This window comes from Bernardetia aquimarina, from assembly GCF_042180575.1.
Taxonomy (GTDB): domain Bacteria; phylum Bacteroidota; class Bacteroidia; order Cytophagales; family Bernardetiaceae; genus Bernardetia.
In genome coordinates this window covers 232,690-255,238 of the sequence record NZ_CP170094.1, presented here as the reverse complement: position 1 = coordinate 255,238, position 22,549 = coordinate 232,690, and the positions used below count along the sequence as shown (strand labels likewise).

At 31.2% G+C, this 22,549-nt stretch carries 16 protein-coding genes; 9 read left to right on the top strand and 7 right to left on the bottom strand.

The window, feature by feature from the left end; genetic code table 11:
- The gene (locus ACE193_RS01025; protein WP_375561169.1) at window positions 1-1,992 is read right to left on the bottom strand and encodes a hypothetical protein; all 1,992 of its coding nucleotides are present in this window, start codon (window positions 1,990-1,992) and stop codon (window positions 1-3) included.
- 259 nt (window positions 1,993-2,251) lie between these two features.
- On the opposite strand from ACE193_RS01025, the gene ACE193_RS01020 reads away from it, so the two are divergent.
- Together ACE193_RS01020 and ACE193_RS01015 are read left to right on the top strand one after the other, a co-directional pair.
- Window positions 2,252-2,824: a hypothetical protein gene (locus tag ACE193_RS01020; protein WP_375561168.1), complete on the top strand. Its 573-nt coding sequence runs from the start codon at window positions 2,252-2,254 to the stop codon at window positions 2,822-2,824.
- 36 nt (window positions 2,825-2,860) lie between these two features.
- The gene (locus tag ACE193_RS01015; RefSeq protein WP_375561167.1) at window positions 2,861-4,120 is read left to right on the top strand and encodes a leucine-rich repeat domain-containing protein; all 1,260 of its coding nucleotides are present in this window, start codon (window positions 2,861-2,863) and stop codon (window positions 4,118-4,120) included.
- A 99-nt stretch (window positions 4,121-4,219) separates the two neighbouring features.
- Here the strand turns inward: ACE193_RS01015 and ACE193_RS01010 are convergent, their stop codons facing one another.
- From ACE193_RS01010 to ACE193_RS01000, 3 genes are all read right to left on the bottom strand, one after another.
- Window positions 4,220-5,152, bottom strand: coding sequence for a GYDIA family GHMP kinase (locus ACE193_RS01010; RefSeq protein WP_375561166.1), 933 nt, complete (start codon window positions 5,150-5,152; stop codon window positions 4,220-4,222).
- Window positions 5,153-5,267: 115 nt separating this feature from the next.
- The gene (locus ACE193_RS01005; RefSeq protein WP_375561165.1) at window positions 5,268-6,599 is read right to left on the bottom strand and encodes a hydroxymethylglutaryl-CoA reductase; all 1,332 of its coding nucleotides are present in this window, start codon (window positions 6,597-6,599) and stop codon (window positions 5,268-5,270) included.
- 489 nt (window positions 6,600-7,088) lie between these two features.
- Window positions 7,089-8,279 (bottom strand): fatty acid desaturase family protein, encoded by a 1,191-nt coding sequence (locus ACE193_RS01000; protein WP_375561164.1) that lies wholly within the window; start codon window positions 8,277-8,279, stop codon window positions 7,089-7,091.
- Window positions 8,280-8,907: 628 nt separating this feature from the next.
- On the opposite strand from ACE193_RS01000, the gene ACE193_RS00995 reads away from it, so the two are divergent.
- Window positions 8,908-10,122, top strand: coding sequence for a glycoside hydrolase family 73 protein (locus ACE193_RS00995; RefSeq protein ID WP_375561163.1), 1,215 nt, complete (start codon window positions 8,908-8,910; stop codon window positions 10,120-10,122).
- A 173-nt stretch (window positions 10,123-10,295) separates the two neighbouring features.
- Here the strand turns inward: ACE193_RS00995 and ACE193_RS00990 are convergent, their stop codons facing one another.
- The 3 genes from ACE193_RS00990 to ACE193_RS00980 form a co-directional block, all read right to left on the bottom strand.
- Window positions 10,296-11,375, bottom strand: coding sequence for a glycosyltransferase family 2 protein (locus ACE193_RS00990; protein WP_375561162.1), 1,080 nt, complete (start codon window positions 11,373-11,375; stop codon window positions 10,296-10,298).
- Window positions 11,376-11,561: 186 nt separating this feature from the next.
- On the bottom strand, window positions 11,562-11,876 hold the full coding sequence (locus tag ACE193_RS00985) for a DUF6495 family protein (protein WP_375561161.1): 315 nt from the start codon (window positions 11,874-11,876) through the stop codon (window positions 11,562-11,564).
- A gap of 706 nt (window positions 11,877-12,582) precedes the next feature.
- On the bottom strand, window positions 12,583-15,255 hold the full coding sequence (locus ACE193_RS00980) for a valine--tRNA ligase (RefSeq protein WP_375561160.1): 2,673 nt from the start codon (window positions 15,253-15,255) through the stop codon (window positions 12,583-12,585).
- Window positions 15,256-15,790: 535 nt separating this feature from the next.
- On the opposite strand from ACE193_RS00980, the gene ACE193_RS00975 reads away from it, so the two are divergent.
- The 6 genes from ACE193_RS00975 (at window position 15,791) to ACE193_RS00950 (ending at window position 22,544) form a co-directional block, all read left to right on the top strand.
- The gene (locus ACE193_RS00975) at window positions 15,791-17,203 is read left to right on the top strand and encodes an anthranilate synthase component I family protein (RefSeq protein WP_375561159.1); all 1,413 of its coding nucleotides are present in this window, start codon (window positions 15,791-15,793) and stop codon (window positions 17,201-17,203) included.
- A 94-nt stretch (window positions 17,204-17,297) separates the two neighbouring features.
- The gene (locus tag ACE193_RS00970) at window positions 17,298-17,912 is read left to right on the top strand and encodes an anthranilate synthase component II (protein ID WP_375561158.1); all 615 of its coding nucleotides are present in this window, start codon (window positions 17,298-17,300) and stop codon (window positions 17,910-17,912) included.
- A gap of 21 nt (window positions 17,913-17,933) precedes the next feature.
- Window positions 17,934-18,599, top strand: a complete 666-nt coding sequence (locus tag ACE193_RS00965; RefSeq protein ID WP_375561157.1) for a hypothetical protein — start codon at window positions 17,934-17,936, stop codon at window positions 18,597-18,599.
- Window positions 18,596-19,615: an anthranilate phosphoribosyltransferase gene (gene trpD / locus ACE193_RS00960; RefSeq protein ID WP_375561156.1), complete on the top strand. Its 1,020-nt coding sequence runs from the start codon at window positions 18,596-18,598 to the stop codon at window positions 19,613-19,615. Before ACE193_RS00965 ends, trpD begins: the two co-directional genes overlap by 4 nt.
- Window positions 19,616-19,664: 49 nt before the next feature.
- Entirely contained in the window at window positions 19,665-20,468 is an 804-nt protein-coding gene (trpC, locus tag ACE193_RS00955; protein ID WP_375561155.1) for an indole-3-glycerol phosphate synthase TrpC, read from the top strand.
- A 126-nt stretch (window positions 20,469-20,594) separates the two neighbouring features.
- Window positions 20,595-22,544 (top strand): TonB-dependent receptor domain-containing protein, encoded by a 1,950-nt coding sequence (locus ACE193_RS00950; protein WP_375561154.1) that lies wholly within the window; start codon window positions 20,595-20,597, stop codon window positions 22,542-22,544.
- Window positions 22,545-22,549: the final 5 nt, after the last annotated feature.

Genomic DNA, 22,549 nt, shown 5'->3' with positions numbered 1-22,549 from the left:
TTAAAGATAATCTAGTTTGTCTTGCATTTCTTGAAAACTAACTTCTTCATAGACAAGTGAAATAGGCTCATTTCCGATAGTTGTTTCGTGTAATGCCATAAATAATTTGCCTTCTTTTTTCTGAACACTAAAGAGAGTAATTTTTTCTCCCTTCGGAATTTTGGCAAACTGTACTCCTTTTGAATGATAATTACTTTTCATAACAGCATTTATTCTATTAAAAATAAGTGTTGTTGTGGTTTGAGTTTTGACAATTAGATCTGTTTTTCTCTCTTCAGGAATCCCATAAAATCTATCGCAGTTTATCCATCCCATTTGTTTTGTCTTGAGTACATAACTTGTGATTTTTGATTCATCAAAATTGGGGTTGTTTTTCGCTTGATTATCTATCCACTTAGCATAATTTACATTTTTGTTTTCAAACTCTTTCTTCAACTCTTCATCTATATACTTTTGATAGGTGCGTCCTTCTCCTTCATAATAATTTTCATTGTTGTATTTTGCTTTCGTAGTTCTAACTATTCCTGTCCAAACCATAATTGCTTTATCTCTTTTATCATAAGACAAATCATAATTTTCCTGTGTTCCATTCTGAATTCTTTTCCATTCATTTTTACTTTTTTCAGCTTCTGGCAACACTTTGGATGCAGCATTCAAAGATTGCAAGAAAAAACGTTTTTTAGATTGCTTGCAAATTCCTTTTTCTAATAATTCAACAGTCAGAAAAACACCACTATTCGGACGGATACTCGTTTGAGTTGTATATTTTTTGACAGCATTATGTGTGCTTTCCATACGTTCTACTACTGTTCCTGTTCTAAACTCATCAATCTCAAAGGCAACCCTGATAGTATCATAAGAATAAATATCTTCTTCTGACAAAGGATAAAAATCATATACCAGTTGAGTGGCATTTCCTACTACCCGAATATTTTTAGAACCTTCTAATGGAAAAAAACGCTGATTTCTCTTTTTTAATTTATCAATACTTTTTTGAGCTTTAGGAAAAACAGATTGCTTTTTTTTGTGTGTAAAATCTTCTTTGTACTCAATAGCTTTTGATAAAGGTTCTATTTTTTCATACACTAAAGAAACATCGGCACACTGACAAACGGTATCTGCTCGAACATAATTTTTATGTATTTTTTTTCCAAGATATTTCCATTTCATATAATCTGGTTCTGGAACCTCCATATCAATAAAAGTTCCATTGGTTTGCCAATTTGTAGGAGGATTTAGAGTAGAGTTTCTATCTAAAGAACTGTTTGAGTTGTTAGAAGCAAAATAAACTTTCATTTCTTCTTGACTGCTTACTTTTGTATTTAGCGTAGGCATTTCGATAGTAATTTCTTTTTTGAGTTTTACTTTTTTGCCTTCTGCTGTGGCTTGCACATGAATCATTCCACCACTTTCCAAAAACCCATTTCTTGTCTGTGTGGCTAATCCTGCCAAAAGAATTGTTTTTTTATCGTAAAATTCTTTTAGTTCTACATTTACTTTTGATTTTACAGGCGTTCCGTCTTCAAAAACAAAAGATTTTTTTTCTATTAAAATATGTGTTCCTTTTTCTCCAAAAATATGCTGGTCTTTGTCCGAATCAATTACAAAAGTTTGCGTTTTGGGAGAAAAGCGTTTGAAAAACTCAAGTGAATCCTGTTTTGTGAATGAACTAGAATTATCTGAATCTGAATTACTTTCTGAATTGGCTGCATAATCTTCAGCTAATAAATTATCACGTTCATTATTTTGATTATCTAAATCTGGTCGTACTGTATTAGATTGTGAAGTAGAAGTAGTTGAAGAATTATTTTCTATGTCCTCGTTGATAGAATTAGTAATAGAAGAATCATTTGTTTCTGAATTGGAAGAGTCATTCTGACAACTTGTACTTACAACAAACACACAAATCCAAAGTGCAAACAAGCTAAGTTTTACAGAATGAATGCTATAATTTTTCTGTATTTTCTTTTCAAAAAATGAGTTACTTTTCATAGAAATAATGATTAGATGAGTAGTTAAGATAGAATACAATAAATAAATTTTTGAACTAATTTAATATTAAATATAATCTTTAATGGATTTTTGTATTAAAATATTCAAAATAAATTGTACTTTATAGTAAAACGTAGAAAATTAAAAATAGTATAGCTTTTTTTAAGTTTTTTTGTTTTTATTTTGAAATTTCTGTCTTATAACAAATAAAATACTGTAAAATTAAACTGTCAGCTATTCTACAAATTTCTATATAATCATGAAAAAAATACTATTTCTTATTGTCGCTTTGGCTTCTATGTTTACTTGTTTGTTTTATGTGTTTGAGAGTTCATTTTTTCAAAATAAAAGTGTTTCCATTCAAAAAAAAGAGAAAGAAATAACAAGAATAGGAGATTCAACTCATTTTCTTATTTTTGATACAACTTATACTGCTGGAATTATTTCAGAACCCTCATTAGTGGCAGAGCATATTACGGAAATTTTGCCCAATATTTTTCATCGTAGTACATCAGACTTAAATAGAAATTATGCTATTTACAAAAATGATTCTCTAAAATTGGTAGCTTATGCAATAGTTGGAGCATCAGTAGAAATAATAATTACGAAAGATAATGTAAAAAGCAAAGCAAAAGTATCTGATTGCACATATAATCATAGTTATAGACCTCTAAAAAGTAAAATTATAATCAACTCAAAAACACTAAATTTTTCGGATAGCTTAGATGTTTACTTTGATATGAGTTTTGTCTATGCAGAAGAAAATGGAAAATATATTGATACAATGGTCGTTCAAGGAACAACGAGAATGGGAAAAAGAAATGAAGACTAGAAAAATAAAAATCACAACTACTAACCTTTCAAGATTATGAAAAAAATACTATTTCTTATTATTGCTTTGGCTTCTATGCTGGCTTGTTGGTTTTATGCCTTTGATAGTTCATTATTTCAAAATAATGAAGTTGAGAAGAAGGAAATAGAAGAACCAAAACATCAGCTTATTTATGATGCTAATTATGATTTTAGTGAGCCTTTGGTTGCTAATTTTAGTAATGGAGAATTAGAGGGAAAGAACGAAATATTTGAGTATTTTACTTTATGTAGAGTGGTTGATGATAATTTAGTTGTTAGTATGCATAAAGGTTTTATGACAGGTTTTGATATTGATTTAACTATTTCTTCTGATAGTGTAAAAAGTAAAGGTCAAGTTGGTAGTTGCACTTATTATCATGACTATGAAACTATTTTCAGTAAAGTAATTTTAAGTAAAAAGGATGTAAACATAAAAGATAGTATTGATATTTATTTGGATATGATTTTAGTTTGTTATGATTCAATAGAGAATTTTAGAGATACGATGAGAGTAAAAGGTTCTCAAAGGATTCAAGTTAGAGAAGAAAGCTACTCACAACAACAAAAAATGAAGGAATTATATATGACTAAATTTATTGAAGAATCTAAACAAAGACCAGATACAATTACATATCTTGACTTTTCATATATAGAATTAGATTCTTTGCCGAATGAGATTTTTCTTTTCAAAAACCTAAAAGAATTAAATATAAGTAGGAGCAAAATTTCTGTTGAAGAACTCAATAAATTAACTCAATTGAAAAAATTAGAGAAACTCTATATTGAAAATAGTAATTTAGAAGAATTTCCAAGTAAATGGTTAGAATTTGAAAATTTGAAAGAACTAGACATTAGCAATAACAAACTAAAAATCTTTCCTAAAGAGTTACTATCATTTGTAAAATTAGAAGAATTAAATATTGGAAATAATGATATTTCTCAAATACCAACTAATCTGAATAAATTAAAAAAACTACGTATTCTTAAAATAGATAATAACAATTTAAAAAGTGTACCTGAAAAATTATCAAATCTTATCAATTTAGAAGTATTAGATTTACATGGAAACTCTCTTTCTAGTGTTCCTACTAAATTAGATGATTTGAAAAAACTACATACTTTAAAACTTGGTTACAATCGCTTTACAAACTTTCCAAATGTTATTTATAAAATGAAAAGTTTGAGAAAATTAGGAATATCTAGTGGAAATAAAATCTCATATATTCGAATTGATAAGATAGAAGGATTAGAACAGGATGACTATTTAAATTATTGATTTTTGAATTGAAAACTCCATTCCTCCAATAAAAAAACTGAAAGAATGGAGTTTAATTTCAATGCCGTTGTTGGTGTCCTCACCAACGACACAAGTAACTTAGCCTTTTACCATTTCGTCATAAGTAAGAAAAGTATCCATTCCTTTTTCTAAAAAATAGGCTTGTGTTTCTTCTTTTGATTTTTGACTTGTAACTAGAACAAAATCTCCTCCCCACGCACCGAGAGATTTTACTTCGCCCCAATAATCAGAAAAATAAGTTTGTTTTACTCTTTCCATTGCCATATTTTCAGCAATAATTTCTTCGTGCTTAGCAATTAGTTTTTCAAATTCTTCTAATTTTGTAGCACTTACAATTTTGTGTGTAATGCCTGAAAGTTCTTCTACTAATTTATCTTTCTTACTTTCTATATTTTTTAGTTTTTCGTAATACGAAATTCCTTCAGCAGAATTTTGTTTTTTACCTAAATAGACAAAATAAATTTGATTTTTGAAAGGAGGATTAAAATCAACTGGAATTGTACGTGGAATTCCGTCGTGTCTTTCGTACAAAATTGGTGTTTCAGATTCTGCACAAGCTACATCATAACCCGAACCTCCCATAGTTTTGGCAAGTAAATCAAAAGCATTTATTCCTGCCCATTTTGCGACATTATGAATAAGTGTAGAGCTACTTCCCAACCCCCAAAGACGAGGAAATTCTAAAAAAGTTTCTACCAAAACATATTCTTTTCCGACCAAAAAGTTCTTTGAAATTTTGCGTGTCGTTTGCAAAATTTTCTGCAAAACCATTGATTTTTGAGAAACATAGCCTTCTAAGGCTTCAAAAGTTTCGATATCAAAACGAGCTTCAAACCAAATTTGTCCATTACTATCGTAGCTTTTCCAATGCAACACACGATGCGCTGAAGGGGCATAAGTAACTTGTAATAATTGACCTTTTTGAGTGGGAACAGCTAAAGCCATTGCACCATCAAGCACATAATACTCCCCACTGAGGAGCAGTTTTCCATTTCCGTGAAAACGATTCATAAATAAAAAAGGGATTTTGGAAGAGTAAAAAAATTGTTCAATTTGTATTGAAAATATTTTGTGTGTTATTGATATTTTTAAACCCTAAGGGTTTTGAAAACCCTTAGGGTTTGTTTTAAACGTGAGTACGAACTGTCGCCAAAAATTCTCTTACAGCATTAAAAGAAACTGTATTATTTTTAAAATATTCAACGGCTTGTTTTACTTCTTTTTCTGTTGCTTCAAAGTTGCGTAAGATATTCAAAAGGTGCATTTTCATGTGTCCTTTTTGTATTCCTGTTGTGGTAAGTGATTTGATTGCTCCAAAGTTTTGAGCCAAGCCCAAAGTAGAAATAATTTGCATTAGTTTTGGCGCAGACGGATTGCCAAGCATTTCTAAAGAACGCTTTGAAAGTGGATGTAGTGAAGTAAGTCCTCCAACCGTTCCGACGGCAATCGGCATTTCTAACCAAAACTTAAAAATTCCATTTTCTATGCTACAATCTGACAAACTTCTGTACTGTCCAGAGCGAGAAGCATACGTATGTCCACAGGCTTCAACAGCTCTAAAATCGTTTCCAGTAGCCAAAACTACGGCATCAATACCATTAAAAATTCCTTTGTTGTGTGTTGTGGCACGATAAACATCGTTTTTTGCTATCTCAATCGCCTTATGAAATTTGAAAGCAAATGTTTTGGCATCTAGTCCGTCAATGAGTCCATCTTTTCCTCCTAAGTCTTCAATCGGACATTCTACCCACGTTTTGACCAAACATTCGGGCGTATAATTCGAAAGAATACACATTATTATTGTAGCATCTCTTTCTTCATCGCTAAACATTTCTTTTGAGGCTACCCAGTTTTGAAGCGTTTTGGCAAATTGCTCCAAACAAGAGTTTATAAAGTTTGCACCCATCGCATCACACGTATCAAAAGTAGCTTTTATTTGATAATAATTATCATCCAAATGGCGCATATCCAAAAGCTCAATATCCAAAATTCCACCTCCACGCTGACGCATACTTTTGGTAATATCGGCTGTATCTTTTAGCATTTGTTCTTTTGCTTCATCAAAAACACAATACATTTTATTGTAATCGCCTTTCCAAAGAAAATGAACTTGTCCTATTTTTTTTGTAGAAATAATTTCAGAACGAAAACCTCCCCTTGACTGCCAAAATTTAGCTGCCTTTGAAGCTGCTGCAACTACCGAACTTTCCTCAATCGTCATCGGAACAGCAAACGTTTCACCATTCAAAATAACATTTGGAACTACGCCGAAAGGCATATAATAGTTGGTCAGTGTATTTTCGCTAAACTCATCAAAGACTTTTTGTTCGTGTGGGTCGTTGTGCCAAAAACTACTAAACTGGTCTAGTAATTCATCTGACGACTGTCCTAATTGTTTGGCAATCCATTTAATTTTTTCTTCTTTAGAGAGTTTTGAAAAACCTGAAATTAATTCCATACTTGTTTTTTATTAAAATGAAGCTACCTTTTTTCTAATAAATTTTAATAAGTCAAAAAGACAGCCAATTAAATTGTAAGTAATAATGAGGTAATGAAGATAAAACCTAAACTCAAAATACGGCTTACTAACTTAAATTAAAAAGATATGTTTTGACAAATTTACTACTAAAATTCTGTTTTAGAGTAAATAACGTAAAAATAAATACTTTACACTACCTTATACTTTCAAAACTTTCAAAAAGTTTTGAAAATTTAAAAATAATTTATAAAAAAAGGGACTTGATAAATCAAATCCCTATATTTTTCTTGAAAAATGTACGTTTTTGTTGGTGTCGCTACACTAAAATATCCACAAAGGCTAGTTTCTTAAAATCATAGTTTAAGGAATGAAAAATAAATGAACTAAAGGAAATTTTTTTATAAAAAAAATGATAATCAGCCGTTTGTATTCATTTACCATTCACAGCTAATAATTTACCACTCTTATTTAGTGCATTACAGGTCTTTCTTCTCTTCCCATTTTCTTTAAGAAGCGAACATGAGAACCAACTGCTGTCGGAAAATCGGCTGTCAGATAAGGATGTCCGTATTCTTCTGCTGTTTGCTTTACAATGCTAGAAAGAGCAGGATAATGAATACTACAAATATTTGGAAACAAATGATGTTCTACTTGCTGATTGAGTCCACCTGTAATAAATGCCATAAACTTACTTTTCTCTGAAAAATTGGCTGTTGTGTAAAGCTGATGAACTGCCCAAGAGTTTTCCATAGTTCCTTCTTCATCAGGCAAAAAGAAATGAGCTTCTTCTACCACATGAGCTAACATAAAAATAACTGCTAAGAAAAAGCCACTTACTGCATGCATTAACAAAAACCCTAAAATGGTATGTAAATAGCCGTGAGGCAACATAATAAGAGGAATAATTATAAATAAAGTATAATTAATAAATTTGTAGAAAAACAATAAAAAATATTCCTTTTTAGGATGTTTTGCTCCTGTATAATTTCCTACTTCGTTAGCAAAAAACTTCTTGTAATCTTTCATCAAAACCCAAGAAAGCGTACTCAAACAGTATAAAGCAAATGAATAAATGTGTTGATAGCGATGAATAGACCACAAAGGAGCTTCTGAAGAAAGACGAACTATCGGAACAGGCGCAATATCTTCGTCATGTCCGTCGATATTAGTGTAGGTATGATGTGCTTGATTGTGCATTTTTGTCCACATATAAGCACTTGCTCCATTAAAGTTAAAGGTATGGGAAAGCAAATCATTTACCCATTTATGTTTTGAATATGCGCCATGAATAGCATCATGAGCAATATTAACAGAAACCATGGCAATAGAAAATCCAAGAACTGCCCAAAGCAAATAATTGATTTCTACGCTAAATCCACCAAAAATTAGAAGGCAATACGAACCAATCCAAATAGTAGCATGAAAAAGACTTTTCAAAACCATGGCTGTATTAGCACCTTTTGAAATATTATTGTCTTTAAAATAACTATTTACTCGCACATTGAGTGTTTTGAAAAACTCTCTTTGTTCATTATTATCAAAACGAGGAGGTTTTTTGGTTGTAACTTTTTCTTTAAGGGTATTTTGAGTTTTGTTTTGAGTCGTCTTGTTCAGACTAGCTTTTTTTTGAATAGCTTTTTCAGTTAGTGTATTTTCCATAAAAGGGACTATAAGGATTTTTTGTAAAGTGAGTTGTATTATTTTTTCTAGTATGTTTACAAGTTGTTTATCCTAATTGTTGTGATGATGTGTGTGTAGTTTTTATTTAGTCTAAATTAGTAACTATGTATAATACACAAATTTAGCCTTAAATTAAAGAAAAATCTATGATTTTGGTCATATTCTATAAATTTATACAAAAAAAAGATATTTTAATATTCTTTTCAAAATAAATTGAAAGTTAAGCGTCTTCTATTTTAACTCTTGTTGCTGCCAACGACAAAAACACACAACATACTTTTTACAATACTACCCCAAAAATATTGACTTTGTAAAAGTTCTATTTATAAAAATATAAATTCATTTTGTTGATTTTCAAGTATTTGTCAAAATTGCTCAATTTTTTAGTTTATTTTTTAACCACTTGTTGGAAATGTTAAGTTTGTTCTTTAACTTTGCTAAAAATAATAGCATAAATAATTGTATGTCTAAAAAAAACAGATTTTTTGAAAATAAATTTTGATTAATTGGTTTTGTTGCAAATAAAATTAGTAAATAGTGTTTGTTGCATAACAAAATTACAGGACATTTTAATTACTCTGAAGAATAAGCTACATAAGTAAATACGATGAAAAACAAACTTACAAACCATTTTTTACCTATTTCCATTAGTTTGAATAAGATAAAAAATAATAGAAATTATAGACACATAGAAATTCCTATCAAACTTATGGTAGGACAAAAATATTTTGAATACACTATTTCTTTTGTCATACAAAATTATATGCTTGTTGTGGCTGCTTTGTGTTTGTCAATAGTAGCAATTTACGGAAGTTGGGGGGATACACAAAATACCTATATCAAAAATCTGTGGGTTCAGATAGGACAAGAAACACCTTTTGAATTGTGGGAAATGGAAAAAGAAAGTGTAATGACTTCTGCGTCGGCAAGTATTTTTGTTAGTTCTGATAATCAAAAAGAAGAATCTGCCACCATGGAATTGATAAAATTGACTTCTTCTAATTCTAGTCTGACTGCTGATAAAACAGAAAAAAAAGATACAAAAAATGGACTTCCTATTTTTGTTCATTCGGTAGCTGATTATGATAATTTGGCAAGCCTTGCAACAAGTGAAAATATGATGGAAGAATTTATGATACAAAAGCAAATTCGTATCACAAAAGCACTTATTCAAAGTAAAGTTTCTCGCCTAGACCAACTTAATGACAGTATTTTACTGATTATGAATAGAGATATTAGTCGTATGTTTATGAAAATGGTTTTAAAAAATTTGAATGCGCCTACTCATGTTTTTGAGTATTTTACAGATACAATTCATCTTCGTAAAATAGAAACAGCACTGATGGAACAAGTAAAATATAATGTTCCTGTTTCTATAAAATTGGCTCAATCTGCATTAGAAACAGCTTATGGTTCAAGAGTAATTCATAATAATTATTTTGGAATAAAAGACAAAAGTAAAAGTGGTAATAAAACAATTACAACAGAATATTTTACTGCCGAAGAAGCCTCAATGAACCAAGATATTATTCTTACCCAAAAACCATTTATTAAAAAAGGAAATGTTTTGTATGAATGCAAAGTGCAAGATTATTTTACACAATACGGCAGTGCATGGCAATCTTTTAGAGGGCATTCAGAATTTTTGGTAAATAATAAAAGATATGCCCCACTTTTTACAAAAGGGAAAAATTACGAAGATTGGGCAGATAGAATTGGCTCTGAACGAACTGGAGGAGTAGGGTATGCCACTTCGCCACTCTACGGAGAACTGTTGAAAAAAATTATAAAGAGGTATCAATTACATCTTTTAGATTACTAAATAAAGCAAGGTTTTAGAAGTCAGAAGAAGAATTTCTTTAAACTGTTTAGTTTATTTAAAGACAACCGAGTGATCGGGTTTTGGAAGATAGCTGAAAAAAAGCGATACAGTTTGTATCGCTCTTTTTGTTTATTTTAATAATCTTTAGCCTAGATTATAGTGCTTTTATCAAATCATTTTATAAGAGATATGAATTTAGATTTCTTTACTTTCCTCAAAAACCCCATAAGCATTGGATTTAAAAATTTACTTCGTTTATAAACTTGTTTTATTTCTGGGTTTTTGGCTACAAAATTAGGTTCATTGTTTACTAGATAAGATGTTATTTTCTTGACTTGCTCCCAACTTTTAGCTTGTTCTTTTTTGTCTGTTGTTTCTATGGCTTCGTAATAAAAAATAAGTTGATTGAGAAGATTATAACAAAAAGCTAGATGCAACTGCTTTTCGGTAAAACAATTATTTATTGTAAAAACAGAATCAGCACTTCCATTTTCTGTATAAAAATTTAATTCTTTATATTTTGAAAGTATCTTTTTTGCTATTTCTTGATGTTCAATATTTTTACTTTTATCAAAAGAACATAAGATTTTACTAAATACTTTCGCATAATCACAAGCAAAAGCACTTTGTTGTGTCAGACTTTTACTTTCTGTATGATATAAATACTTTGAAAAAACCTCATCTATATAGACACTTTTTTCATTCAAAAAAACGGAAACAAAAAAATCATAATCCATTCCAAAATGAAACTCTTGTTTTAGATTTCCATACTTTTCTATTAATTCCTTTCTAAAAAAAGAAGAAGGTTGAGGAAAAGGAAGACCTGCCAAAGAACGCTCTAAAAAATCTGTTTTAGAAGCTCCAAACTCTTTATCAGCCATATTCTCTCCAAAAAGAATAGTTTTTCCATGAACTACAAAGGTTTCTTTCTTTACATCTTTCTCAAATTCGGCTGCAATTCTGTGTAAGGTATTGGGGGTAAGTTGGTCGTCCGAATTAATCCAAGTAATAATATCGCCTGTTGCTTTCTCAAAACCTTTATTGATGGCGTGGCTTTGTCCTTCATCTTTTTCACTTACCCAAAAAGCAAAATGAGATTCATATTTTTTGATAATTTCTAAAGAACCATCATTACTTCCTCCATCAATCAAAATATATTCTAAATCTTCATATCCTTGCGAAATAATAGATTGAATTGTTTTTTCAAGATAAGCAGCTTGATTGTAAGAAGGAGTAATGACAGAAATACGCATTAATAAATTTAGAAGTCAGATTTTAGAAGTATGAAGTAAATGCGAGTACAAAGTCAGATTAGGGAAAATGACTTGTTTTTCCTAGTAAAATTTAAAACAATTAATTCAGAAAGTAATTTTCCCTAACTGGTAACTGGTAACTGGTAACTGGTAACTGGTAACTGGTAACTGGTAACTGGTAACTGATTACTTAGTATTTGCTTGTTGATATATTTTTTCTGCACGTTCGAAGTCTTGTGCTGATGATTCAGAAAAACCATCTTGAATAAGTGTTTCGATGATTTTATTTCGCTCTCCTGTATAAGGTAAATCTTGCTTTTTTGCTAAAATAAAGGGTGTTTGTTCTGCTGAAAGTCCTTCTGTAAGTAACGTTTCAGAAAAGTCAAAATTTGCTTCTGGCTTGATATTTATAATTATTGTGGCTACTTTTTCAGGCAGACATTTAAAAAAAATAGCACTTTTATCTTTACGAGTTTGTAGATAACGAATAGAACCGTTCATAATTTTCAATTTTTATAGAATAGAGGTTTAAAATTAATTCAAAAGTACATAAATTATTTTTTATGAAGTAACTTTATGCTAGGCTTCTCAAATCAACAGTTTAGTTGATTGAGTTTCTTTTTAAGTGTTTTAATTTTTTAGAAATGGGAAGTAGTAAAGCTAAGTATAGATAATATAACCCAACAATTAGCATAAGAACTGAACTTTGTTCGGCAGCTCCCAAGAAACATGCGATTGATAAAAGAATTAGACTGGGGGTAATTATCCATTTTACTGATAAAAAGTAAAATAGCTTACTCAATACAAAACATATAGAACTTTTGAGGTATATTAGCTATTTATTGAAGGAATAGAAGCCATAAAAAAAGACCAATCAAGTTCTATTCTATTTTTTGTTTACGCCCTATTTCGAAATACAAAATATTTGCAACGATATTAAAAATAAATAAAAAATTACTTCCCAAAACCACAATAACCCAAATTAATTTATCATTATCTTCAAATTTATTTTTTAAAATATCAATTAAAGATATGATAGAAACAATAAATCCTATGCCATAAAACGGCAAAAGTAGAGTGAATAATTCATAAATAAGCTGTGTAATCCATATAAGGTGAATGCTAACATAAATAAATTATTTTTGTGCTGATTGATTTATACGAACAGTTTAATAGTGAATAAACTGTTCGTATATTATTAACTATGTCAAACCAAACTCATCAAAGCCTCTTCCAATGCCTTAATTTTGGCTTCTGCATCAGCTTTCTTTTGGCGTTCTTTTTCTATGATTTCTGGTTTTGCATTATTTACAAAACGCTCATTCGAAAGTTTTTTATCAACACCAACTAAGAAACCTTTTGCGTATTTGATTTCCTTTTCTAAATTTTGACGTTCTTCTTCTACATCAATTTGAACTGGAACAGAAAACTCATCTCCTTTTACTACAAAACTCATTGCTGGATTTGGTTTTTCGTCTGTAAAATTGATTTTATCAACTCCTGCTAGTTTCTGAATCAAAGAAAGATATTCATCATAAAAAGCAGCATCAGATGTTTTTACAAACAAATCTAGTTTTTCTTTTGGAGAAATATTTTTAGCATTTCTTACCTTTCCAACTTGAGAAACTACTTCAAAAACTTGTTCTGTTTTACTCAAAATAGCAGTATCAAACTCTTTTAGTGTTGGATATTCTGCGACGATAATCGCATCTTTTTCTGCTCTTTCACCTGTTATATGCCAAATTTCTTCTGTAATAAATGGCATAAAAGGATGCAAAATCTTCATGAGTGTTTCAAAAAACTCAATCGTTTTGTTGTATGTTCCTTTATCGATTGGAGAGCCATAAGCAGGCTTTATCATTTCTAAATAATTGGAACAGAACTCATTCCAAATCAATTTGTAAACTCCTAAAAGAGAATCCGAAATACGATATTCTTTATAGTTATTTTCAATTTCTGCCAGTGTTTGGTTTAGTTTTGCTTCAAACCAATTTATTGCCACTTGATTTCCTTGTGGAATTGCCTCCTCTGTTTTTTCAAGTGAAAGTAAAAGACGTAAAGCATTCCATATTTTATTAGAAAATTTACTTCCTTGCTCACAAAGTTTTTCATCAAAAGGCAAATCATTTCCTGCTGGAGAAGAAAAAAGCATTCCTACACGAACACCATCAGCACCATACTGTTTGATTAAATCTAATGGGTCAGGCGAATTTCCTAATGATTTAGACATTTTTCTGCCTTGCTTATCTCTTACAATTCCTGTCAGATAAACATCCTTAAATGGTCGTTTGCCTGTATATTCGTACCCTGCAATTATCATTCTGGCTACCCAAAAGAAAAGAATCTCTGGCGCAGTTACCAAAACTTGTGTCGGATAGAAAAAGTCTAATTCCTTATTTTTAGATAAATCAATTTTTCCTGTTTCTTTATCAAAACATTCATCATTGAATCCATCAAAAACAGCGATAGGCCAAAGCCACGAAGAAGCCCACGTATCCAAAACATCGTCGTCTTGACGAATGTCGTTTTCTGTAACTTCTTTACCTGTTTTTTCTTTAATTAATTGCAGAGCTTCCTCTTTCGTTTCAGCTACAACAAAATCATCATCATTTTCTCCATAGAAATAAGCAGGAATTTGATGTCCCCACCAAAGCTGACGAGAAATACACCAATCTCTTACATTTTCCATCCAATGACGGTACGTATTTTTGAATTTTGCAGGATGTAAAATGATTTCATCTTTCTCAACAACTTCTAAAGCTGTTGCAGAAATATCTTTCATTTTGATAAACCATTGCAAAGAAAGTTTTGGCTCAACAACGCTTCCTGTACGTTCCGAACGACCAATTCTTGAAACAACCTCTTCTTTTTCGATTAATAAACCTGCTTCTTCTAATTTTTTTGTAATCAGTTTACGAACTAAGAAACGGTCTTTTCCTACCATTTCTGGCATTTCACATTTCTCATTTAGTGTTCCGTCGTCATTAATTGTATCAATAACTGGCAAATTGTGTCTTTGTCCGATTTCGTAATCATTTGGGTCGTGTGCTGGCGTAACTTTCAATAATCCAGTACCAAAATCTATCTCTACATACTCATCTGCAATAATTGGAATTTTGCGACCAATAAAAGGAACGATTGCATTTTTGCCTACCAAATGCTTGAAACGCTCATCAGTTGGATTTACTGCAATGGCAACATCTCCCATAATTGTTTCGGGTCTTTGTGTTGCTATTGTGATTGTTCCACCTTCTTCTAATTCGTATTTTGTGTGATACAAAAATGCCTGTTCGCCTTCTTCTTTATAAATTATTTCTTCATTTGAAATAGTGGTTTGGGCTTCACAATCCCAGTTTACCATTCTTAGGCTACGATAGATATAGCCTTTTTTGTACATATCAACGAAAACACGAATTACAGCTTTATAATAGCCTTCATCCATCGTAAAACCTGTACGTGTCCAATCACAACTTGCACCTAATTTTTTGAGTTGTTCTAAGATAATCCCACCATACTTGTCTTTCCACTCATAAGCATGATTCAAAAACTCCCCTCTTGTAAGGTCAGATTTTTTGATTCCTTGTTCACGAAGCAAACGAACTACTTTAGCCTCCGTAGCGATAGATGCGTGGTCTGTCCCTGGTACCCAAAGAGCCTCAAACCCCTGCATTCTGGCACGACGCACCAAAATATCTTGAATGGTATTATTGAGCATGTGTCCCATGTGAAGGACACCAGTAACATTTGGTGGAGGAATAACGACAGTATAAGATTCTTTTTCAGGATTTACTTGAGCTTCAAAAAATTTGTTTTCAAGCCAGTATTCATACCACTTGTCTTCTATTTCGGTGGGTTGGTAGGTGTTGCTAAGTTCTTTCATTTGTTCAGTTATCAGTTAGACATACAACTGTATGTCTGTACAGTAATATCAATTTCTGCGATTTTTCGCTTTTAGTTTCTAACAATTCTATTAATCTGTAAAGTTCAGAAATTTTTGATAAAGAATTAAATTTTAGATGTTTTTTATTGTGAAAATATTTTTTTTGAGTAGAATTAAAAAAATCCTTGCAAACTCAAAAAACTTTTGTAGATTTGCGTAAAGACAATCAAAAATATACCAAAATAAAATATTGTCTATCAAAAAAAACAGAATGAAAAACACAATTTTAAATATCACTTATCTATCTACTTCTGCAAATTCTGCATGGTGGTGGCACTATATCAAAAATATAGGCGATAAGTCGTGTGCATTCTGAACCTAAACTAAAAACTAGGAAAATACAGAAAATTATATCTTTGATTTATATATAAAAGACTTATCGCAAAAAAGTGATAAGTCTTTTTTTGTTTAAAAATAAAAAAAATATCCTCGCCGTTGTCGGTGTCCCCACCGACGACATACCCACTAAAAACCTATGAATTTCAAATTAAAAACCTTTACTCAAAAAATCTTAGCTGATACACTTACGCCTGTCGGAATTTATCTAAAACTAAGAGATAAATATCCAATGAGTTTTCTGTTGGAATCTTCAGATTATCATGGCAACCAAAATGCCTTCACATATATCTGTTGCGAACCGATAGCAAATTTTAAGGTAGAAAACGAAACGATTTATCAGTCTTTTCCAGATGGAAGCACTACAGAAAAAGCGATTGAAAACTCAGCAGAAGTAACCGAAGCTCTCACAAAATTCTCAAAATGTTTTAAAGCAGAAAAGAGCAAAGAAAATTTTATTACAAACGGACTTTTCGGCTATACTACGTATGATGCTGTTAAGTATTTTGAGAAAGTAAAAGAACCAAAAACAGAGAAAATCAAAATTCCATTAATTCAATATCATGTTTTTAAATATGTAATTGCAATTAATCATTTCAAAAACGAACTTCATATTTTTGAGCATCAATTAGAAAATAAAGAAGGAAATGAACCGACTTTCAAAAAAGTATTAGAAACACTACAAAACAAAAATGCAGCTACTTATACATTTAAAAAAGAAGGAAACGAAACTTCAAATATGTCTGATGAGGATTATTTGGATAATGTAAATAAAGGAATTGCCCATTGTAAGCGTGGCGATGTCTTTCAAATGGTTCTTTCAAGAAGATACAAACAAGAATTTGAAGGCGATGATTTTAATGTTTATCGTGCTTTGCGTAGCGTAAATCCTTCGCCTTATTTATTTTATTTTGATTATGGCAATTTCAAATTAATGGGTTCTTCTCCAGAGGCTCAATTAGTGGTCAAAAATAGAAAAGCAACTATTCATCCGATTGCAGGAACTTTCAAACGAACAGGAAACGATTCTGCCGATGCTGCCTTGGCTGTTCAACTTCAAAACGACCCCAAAGAAAATGCCGAACATGTTATGCTTGTTGATTTGGCAAGAAATGATTTGAGTAGAAATGGAACAAATGTAAATGTTGATGTTTTTAGAGAAGTTCAGTATTTTTCTCACGTTATTCATTTGGTTTCTGAAGTGAGTGGCGAACTTTTACCAGAAGTTTCTCCTTTGCAGATTGCTGCCGATACGTTCCCAGCAGGTACGCTTTCAGGTTCTCCAAAACCGAATGCTCTTTCTCTGATTCATAAATACGAACCCGAAAATCGTAGTTATTACGGTGGTGCGATTGGTTTTATTGGTTTCAATGGCGATTATAATCATGCAATTATGATTCGTTCGTTTTTGAGCAAAGAAAATGCACTTTATTTCCAAGCAGGCGCAGGAATTGTAGAAAGTTCTGTTCCTGAAAATGAACTTGCTGAAGTGGGAAATAAACTGGCTGCACTTCGAAAAGCCTTAAAATTAGCAGAAGAAATAGTTGTTTAATTCAATTACGAATTAAAAATTACGAATTTTTTAAAATATCTCATTGTAGGTCAAAGGCTTGCCTTTGACAAAACCATATTCAAAATATAAAAAAATGAAACAAATAGCAGTCATAGATAATTACGATTCTTTCGTTTATAACTTAGTTCATTATTTGAGAGAACTAACTAGCGAACTTTCAACGAATAAAGAACAACAAGCACAAATTACCGTTTTTAGAAACGACGAAGTAACACTAGGAGAACTAGAAAAATTCGATAAAATCTTACTTTCTCCCGGTGGTGGTATTCCGTCAGAAGCAGGGAAATTATTAGAAATTATCCGTCATTTTGCACCAACAAAAGATATGCTAGGTGTTTGTTTGGGACATCAAGCATTGGGAGAAGCATTTGGCGCAAAGCTAGAAAATCTTTCAAAAGTCTATCATGGAGTTGCTACGCCTATCAAAGTTTTGACAGAAGACAGCCTGTTTGAAGGACTTCCAGCCAAAATAAATGTAGGGCGTTATCATTCTTGGGTTATTCAAAAGGACAGTTTGCCAGCCGATTTTGAAATAACTGCCGTAGATGAACAAGGCGAAATTATGGCGATTGCTCACAAAAAATATAAACTCAAAGGCATTCAATTCCACCCAGAATCTATCCTTACACCAGAAGGAAAAGCGATTATTAAAAATTGGTTGGAAAAAGAAACGGTGGCTAAGGTCTAATTAAATAACTACCTCAAAAATATGTCAGAAATTAATTCTTATAAAGATTTTACTATTGGGATAATGGTTAATTTACTTATTGCAGAAGTTTTTTTGTTAGGTAAAACATCCAATTTTCTTAATGTTTCTTCCAATAATAATCAAGAAGTTGTAGGAAAATTTATAATGGTAATTAGCATTAATGTAATTATATTCATTGTTGCAAAACGTTTACTAGAACGAAGTAAAATGAGCCTTAGTAATTATCTTGTTTTTAGCTACTTGATAGTACCTTTAGCAATATTGATATTATATGAAGTAATCAATTTGACTAGTGCTTTAATAACAAACAATACTTATAGTTTTGAATCAAATTTGATACTTATAATTTTCTTTGCTTTTATATCTTGGCTTAATTTATATACTTTATTTTTTAGTAATGAACTTAAAACGAGACCTAACCTATGTCTCCTGTTATCATTTTTAAATTATTTTTTTGTAGGTTTTATGCTTTGGTATGTAGAAGTTGATAATAATGTGTTAGATAGATTCAGTCTTTGGTTTCAAGAATTTTGGAGTATATCTTTTACAGAACCAAGCGAAAGTATTTACCTTAATTATGCACTTTTAGACTCTGCATTTTTGAGTTTTTTTACCTCAATATTGTTTCATATAGTAATAAAAATAAATAAAAAACAAAACAAATGAAAAACATACTAAATCACTTATATGAACACCACACCATTACAAGAGAAGAAGCAAAAAATCTTTTACTACAAATGGCAAATGGAGAATATAATCAACTACAAATTGCGTCTTTTTTGACTGTTTTTAATATGCGAAGTATTACGGTGGATGAGCTTTTGGGCTTTCGTGATGCGATGCTAGAAACGTGTTTGCGTGTAGATTTGTCGGCTTATGATGCGATAGATTTATGTGGAACAGGTGGCGATGGCAAAAATACCTTTAATATTTCGACGATTACTTCTTTCGTTGTGGCTGGTGCAGGTGTGAAGGTTGCCAAACATGGAAATTATGGCGTTTCTTCGCCTTGTGGTTCGTCGAATGTACTAGAACATTTGGGCGTAGTTTTTACGACAGATGAATCTGTTTTACAAAGGCAAATTGAGGAAGCAAATATTTGTTTTTTACATGCGCCTCTTTTTCACCCTGCTGCGAAGGCTGTTGCGCCTATTCGTTTGCGTTTGGGAACAAAAACGTTCTTCAACATGCTAGGTCCTATGGTAAACCCTGCTTTTGTAAAACGTCAAATGATTGGTGTTTTTAGTTTGGAATTGGCTCGTTTATATGCGTATTTGTACCAAAAACAAGAAGGTTCACAGTTTTCGATTGTACATTCTTTGGCTGGATATGATGAAATTTCGCTTACTTCTCCTTTCAAGATGATTTCTAATAAAGGTGAATTTATTATTTCTCCAAAAGAATTGGGAACAGATATTTTGAATCCAAATCAAATTGAAGGAGGAACTACAATAGACGAAGCTGCAAAGATATTTTTAAATGTCTTGAAAAATGAAGCAACAGAAGCACAAAAAGAAGTCGTTTTGACAAATTCTGCTATTGCACTTCAAACTTCTTTTAGAAACACAAATAAGGAAACTTCTTTTGAAGATGCAAAACAGACAGCTAAAGAATCCTTAGAAAGTGGAAAAGCCTTTGAATCACTTCAAAAATTATTAAAGCTTTCACCTCAATTTGCTTAAAAATAAATGTACAGATGCACAGTCGTGCATCTCAAGTAACTAGAAAAAAATGCTAGAAAAAATAATCCTTCACAAACACAAAGAAATCGCTTTACTCAAAAAAGAAATTTCTATTGAAAGCCTAAAACAACAGCCTTTTTTTAGTAGAGAAACAATTTCTTTCAAAAACTCTATAAAAAATGGTTCTGGAGTTATTGCCGAATTTAAACGAAAATCTCCATCAAAAGGAATAATCAATGATTCTGTTGATGTCATTGAAATTACACAAGGTTATGCTTCTGCTGGTGCTTCTGCGCTTTCAGTTCTGACTGATACAGAATTTTTTGGAGGGCAAATAAGCGATTTAGAAATTGCTCGTTCGTATAATGAAATTCCTATTTTGAGAAAAGATTTTATGATAGATGAATTTCAAATTTATCGTGCAAAAGCGAGTGGAGCAGATTTAATTTTGCTTATTGCTGCCGTTCTTTCTCCTAAAAGATGCCTAGAACTTGCCGAAAAAGCAAAGGAACTTGGTTTGGAAATTTTGCTAGAAATTCATGCAAGAGAAGAACTAGAACAGGTCAAAGAAATTGCTCATATAGTAGATGCTGTTGGTGTAAATAATAGAAATTTGAAAACTTTTACAGTTGATATTGAGGAATCAATGCGACTTTTTGATGAAATTCAAGTTATTAAGAAGGAAAATGAAAGTAAAAATGATTTTGTCGTAATTTCTGAAAGTGGTTTGTCAGATATAGAAACAGTTTTGAAACTCAAAGAAAAAGGTTTTCAAGGTTTTTTGATGGGAGAATATTTTATGAAGCATCAAAATCCTGCACAGGCATGTAAAGAGTTTATAGAAAAATTGTAATTTTACAGTCCTCAACGACGGTCTTGACCTCGTTGACGGTTACAAATAAAGTAAACCGTCGTTGAGGCTCAAATGAAGCTGTCAACGAGGATAAAAACAATAGATTTCTATTTTAAAAAAATCCTCGTGTCAAAAGCTATTCCTTTATTTCTGTTATTTTTATTTATCAATCATTTTATTTTTGCCCAAACTAATTCCGAACAAGATTCTGTCATTCAGTTGAATGCTGTCGAAATTCAATCTAATTCTTTAGAAGAAAAAGCAGCAGGTTTTGAAGTTCAAAAACTGGATTCTTTGGCAATGGCAAGTTATCAGACTTCTGATTTAGGCAGACTTTTATCGTACAGAACACCTATTTTTTTGAAGTTTTATAGCATTTCGGGGCTTGCTTCTCCGTCTTTTCGTGGAACAAGTGCAGGACATACACAGGTTTTTTGGGAAGGAGTTCCACTTAATTCTCCTACACTTGGACAAGTTGATTTTTCGCTTTTTCCTGTTGGATTATTGGATGAGGTAAATGTTCATTATGGAGCAGCAAGTTTGAGGTATGGAGAAGGTGGTTTTGGAGGTGGAATTTCTTTAAATCATAATCCTAAAAATTTAATAAGTAATGATAAAAAAGATTTTTCATTAAATTGGATTCAATCCATAGGAAGTTTTCAGACCTTCAAACAGCTTTTGATGAGTTCTTATTCTTTATCAAATTCTAAAAGATTACATATAAAAGCTACCAGTCGTCTTTTTTATAAATCAGCAAAAAATAATTATTCCTATAATTACAACAAAGAAACATTTACTAGAAAACGAGCAGCCACAGCGCAAAAAGGATTTGTTCAAGAACTTTACTTCTTACCAAAAAACACAAGTAAACTTTCAAATCATCAATTTTCTTATCATTTTTGGGCGCAAGATGCAAGTAGAGAACTTCCACCACCTATAACAGTTCCTATAAATAAAGAAACACAAGACGATTTTTCTGTTCGTAATCTGTTACAATGGAAATACAAAAAACAAAATTTTGAAATTAGTACAAAAGCAGGTTATTTGTATGATTTTCTAGAGTATAAAAATGAAATTTCTGATATTATTTCGAAGACAAAAAATCAATCCTATCATTTGCTTTCAGAAATAAAATATGCTCCTCATCAAAAACTACTTTTACAAACAGGAATTCGACTAAGACAAGATTTTGCTGATGTAGATGGTTATCAAGATACAAAAACACAAGCACAGCAAAGCATTTTTGCTTCGGCAGAATATTCTCCTTCAAAGTTTTTTCAAACCAATTTTTTAGCTCGTCAAGTTGTTTTAGATAATCAGTTTCAAGCCTTTTTGCCTTCTTTGGGAATTAGTTTTATTAAAAATAATTTGGAAGTCAAAGTAAATGCAGCTCGTAATTTTCGTGCGCCTACCTTGAATGATAGATATTGGTTTCCTGTCGGTAATCCGAATCTGAAAAATGAAGAAGGTTGGAATGGAGAATTTTCAATGAATTATCATTTTATAAATAAAGTAAGTGATAAAAACATTACAAAATTTTCTTTCTTTTCGCTTTACTTTTGGGCTAATATTGATGACTGGATTTTGTGGTCTCCTGCTGTGGCTGGTTATTGGCGACCAGAAAATTTGCGTTCTGTCTTTTCACAGGGAATTGAAAGTAATTTATTTTTCAAAAAATCTACTCAAAATTTTATTCTTGAATCGAACATTTCCTATACTTATACCAATTCGAAAAACTTAAAACCAATTAGAGATTTAGATGAATCGGAAGGAAAACAACTCATTTATACGCCTTTTCATCAGCAAAAAAGTTTTATTTATGCAGCCTATAAAAGTCAGTTTTTGAGAATAGAACAGCAGTTTGTAGGCAGACGTTTTACCACCACGACAAATACAGAATATTTACCTTCTTACTTTTTGGCTAATTTGTCTTTAGGGAAAAATATTGATTACAAAAAAGTGAGTTTTGTTTTAGAACTAAATTGTCAGAATATTTTTAATTATCAATATCAATCTATGGCTTTTTATCCAATGGTCGGACGTAGTTTTGAACTTGTTTTGAGAACGAAAATTTGACTTTT

Excerpts from the sequence above, each read along its gene's own strand:
- ACE193_RS01025 (WP_375561169.1), bottom strand. The coding sequence starts at position 1,992 with ATGAAAAGTAACTCATTTTTTGAAAAGAAAATACAGAAAAATTATAGC.
- ACE193_RS01020 (WP_375561168.1), top strand. The coding sequence starts at position 2,252 with ATGAAAAAAATACTATTTCTTATTGTCGCTTTGGCTTCTATGTTTACT.
- ACE193_RS01015 (WP_375561167.1), top strand. The coding sequence starts at position 2,861 with ATGAAAAAAATACTATTTCTTATTATTGCTTTGGCTTCTATGCTGGCT.
- ACE193_RS01010 (WP_375561166.1), bottom strand. The coding sequence starts at position 5,152 with ATGAATCGTTTTCACGGAAATGGAAAACTGCTCCTCAGTGGGGAGTAT.
- ACE193_RS01005 (WP_375561165.1), bottom strand. The coding sequence starts at position 6,599 with ATGGAATTAATTTCAGGTTTTTCAAAACTCTCTAAAGAAGAAAAAATT.
- ACE193_RS01000 (WP_375561164.1), bottom strand. The coding sequence starts at position 8,279 with ATGGAAAATACACTAACTGAAAAAGCTATTCAAAAAAAAGCTAGTCTG.
- ACE193_RS00995 (WP_375561163.1), top strand. The coding sequence starts at position 8,908 with ATGAAAAACAAACTTACAAACCATTTTTTACCTATTTCCATTAGTTTG.
- ACE193_RS00990 (WP_375561162.1), bottom strand. The coding sequence starts at position 11,375 with ATGCGTATTTCTGTCATTACTCCTTCTTACAATCAAGCTGCTTATCTT.
- ACE193_RS00985 (WP_375561161.1), bottom strand. The coding sequence starts at position 11,876 with ATGAACGGTTCTATTCGTTATCTACAAACTCGTAAAGATAAAAGTGCT.
- ACE193_RS00980 (WP_375561160.1), bottom strand. The coding sequence starts at position 15,255 with ATGAAAGAACTTAGCAACACCTACCAACCCACCGAAATAGAAGACAAG.
- ACE193_RS00975 (WP_375561159.1), top strand. The coding sequence starts at position 15,791 with ATGAATTTCAAATTAAAAACCTTTACTCAAAAAATCTTAGCTGATACA.
- ACE193_RS00970 (WP_375561158.1), top strand. The coding sequence starts at position 17,298 with ATGAAACAAATAGCAGTCATAGATAATTACGATTCTTTCGTTTATAAC.
- ACE193_RS00965 (WP_375561157.1), top strand. The coding sequence starts at position 17,934 with ATGTCAGAAATTAATTCTTATAAAGATTTTACTATTGGGATAATGGTT.
- trpD (WP_375561156.1), top strand. The coding sequence starts at position 18,596 with ATGAAAAACATACTAAATCACTTATATGAACACCACACCATTACAAGA.
- trpC (WP_375561155.1), top strand. The coding sequence starts at position 19,665 with ATGCTAGAAAAAATAATCCTTCACAAACACAAAGAAATCGCTTTACTC.